Origin of the sequence: Frankia sp. AiPs1 (genome assembly GCF_023716945.1) — a bacterium.
In the GTDB taxonomy this organism is placed as follows: Bacteria; Actinomycetota; Actinomycetes; order Frankiales; family Frankiaceae; genus Frankia.
Window position 1 is genome coordinate 1 of the sequence record NZ_JAMQQF010000800.1, and the last position, 1,997, is coordinate 1,997.

The 1,997-nt window shown below is 75.3% G+C and carries 2 protein-coding genes and 1 pseudogene; 2 read left to right on the forward strand and 1 reads right to left on the reverse strand.

The window, feature by feature from the left end; genetic code table 11:
• Positions 1-340, reverse strand: a pseudogene (locus ND748_RS30790) (FAD-binding oxidoreductase); the annotation flags it as partial.
• 198 nt (positions 341-538) lie between these two features.
• On the opposite strand from ND748_RS30790, the gene ND748_RS30795 reads away from it, so the two are divergent.
• Together ND748_RS30795 and ND748_RS30800 are read left to right on the forward strand one after the other, a co-directional pair.
• The gene (locus ND748_RS30795; protein WP_251749811.1) at positions 539-1,321 is read left to right on the forward strand and encodes a TetR/AcrR family transcriptional regulator; all 783 of its coding nucleotides are present in this window, start codon (positions 539-541) and stop codon (positions 1,319-1,321) included.
• On the forward strand, positions 1,318-1,997 hold a 680-nt coding region (locus ND748_RS30800; protein WP_251749813.1), incomplete at its 3' end, for an FAD-dependent oxidoreductase. The genes ND748_RS30795 and ND748_RS30800, both read left to right, overlap by 4 nt.

The following is a 1,997-nucleotide window of genomic DNA, read 5'->3' on the forward strand; positions in this document are numbered from 1 at the left end:
CGACCGCGTCGGGCGCGGCACCGGCGTCGCCGGCGCGCAGGCGCAGCAGATCAGTGGTGGACCGCCCGCGGCAGTGGCGGATGCGCGCCTCGTCGTCCGTGTGGACGTGGCCCGAGCCGACGATCGCCGCCAGCGCGTCTCGGGCCGCCGCGGGCAGCCGGGCCGGCGGCAGGCGCACCTCGTCGAACGGAACCGGCGCGGTGGGTCGCGCGGGAATGCCCAGCCGAGCCAGCAGCCCGCGAACCTCGTCGGGCAGCGGCTCGTGCGCGGACGCGGACCCCCAGCCCCACCAGACGGGCTCGGTCGAGCCGATCCTGCGCGCCTCGTCGGTGCTCGTCATCGCCCACCTCGGTTCGCCTGCTCGATCCGGCTCGCTGGACTTCGGCCCGAGACAGTGTGACAGTCGAAGTAACATTGTCACAAGGCCTCGACTCCACGATGGCACAGCCGCGGCGGGTCCGCTCCCCGCGCGACGCCCGGTGCGCCGATCGCGGCAGTCGACCAGGAGGAGCAGTCGACCCAGGAAGGTGGCCGCACGATGCTCGACACCGACCGGCACCCCGCCACCGACCGGCACCCTGCCACCGACCGGCGGCCCGACCCGGCCGTGACCCCGAGTTGTCCGGTCTGCTGGTCCGGCGAGGACGCCGTCCTCGACGCGGCGAAGGCGTCGCTGCTGGCGGTCGGGGTCCGCCGCACCACGCTGACCGAGGTCGCCCGACGTGCCGGGGTCAGCCGGATGACTCTCTACCGGCGCTGGCCAGACCTGCGCTCGCTGGTCGGCGACGTGATGACCCGGGAGTGGACACGGGTGGTCACGGCGGCGACGCGGCCGGCCGCCCCCGATCCGTCCGATGCCGACCCGGGCGATGCCGACCTGGGCGATCTGGACGACCTCGTCGACCACATCATCGCGACCGTGGAGGCGTTCCGGACGAACCCGATCTATCTACGGATCATCGAGACCGACCCGGAGCTGCTCCTGCCGTACCTGACCGAGCGACGCGGCGCCACCCAACAGATGATCATCGATCTGTTGGTCGGGCAGCTCGACGCCGCCGCGCGGCACGGCCTCGTGCGCGCGGTGGACCCGGCGGCGTTGGCGGTCATGGTGCTGCTGGTCGTGCAGTCGTTCGTGTTGTCGGCGGGCGCCCTCGCCGGGCCGGTGCCGGCCGCGACGCTGGCGACCGAGTTGCGGCGCCTGCTGCGTGGCTACCTCGCCCCCGACGCCGCGGGTGCGCCTCCCACGAACGCCGTGAACGCCGTGAACGCCGTGAGCGCCGTGAACGCCGGTGGGCCGACCCGGGGCGCGACGCCGTGACGGCCGCCGGTTGGCCGACCCCGCCGGGGAACACCTCCCTCGACGCGCGGCGACGCGACCGGGAGCTGGCCATCACCGTCGACGGCGATCCGGTCGACGTGCTGGTGGTCGGCGGCGGCGTCACCGGCGCCGGGGTCGCCCTGGACGCCGCGTCGCGCGGCCTGTCGGTTGCCCTCGCCGAGGCCCACGACCTCGCCTTCGGCACCAGCCGGTGGAGCTCCAAGCTCGTCCACGGCGGGCTGCGCTACCTCGCCGGCGGCGACGTCGCGGTGGCGTGGGAAAGCGCGGTGGAGCGCGACATCCTGATGAGGCACACCGCGCCCCACCTCGTCCGGGCGCTGCCGATCGTGACCCCACTGACACCCGAGGTGTCCCGCTCGGCGGCCGCGCTGGTGCACACCGGACTGCGGATCGGCGACGTGCTGCGCCGCGCCGCCGGCACCCCGCACAGTGTGCTGCCGGGGCCGCGCCGGCTGACGGCGGTGGAGACCCTCGGCCTCGCCCCCGCGCTGCGGGAGACCGGGCTGCGCGGCGGCCTGGTGTACTGGGACGGCCAGCTCGTCGACGACGCGCGGCTCGTCGTCGCGCTGGCCCGCACCGCCGCCGGCCATGGTGCCCGGATCCTCACCCGCCTTCGGGTCGAGCACATCGAGGGGCCCGGCGCGGCGGACGGCGG

Coding starts and splice junctions, on each gene's coding strand:
- ND748_RS30795 (WP_251749811.1), top strand. CDS start 539: ATGCTCGACACCGACCGGCACCCCGCCACCGACCGGCACCCTGCCACC.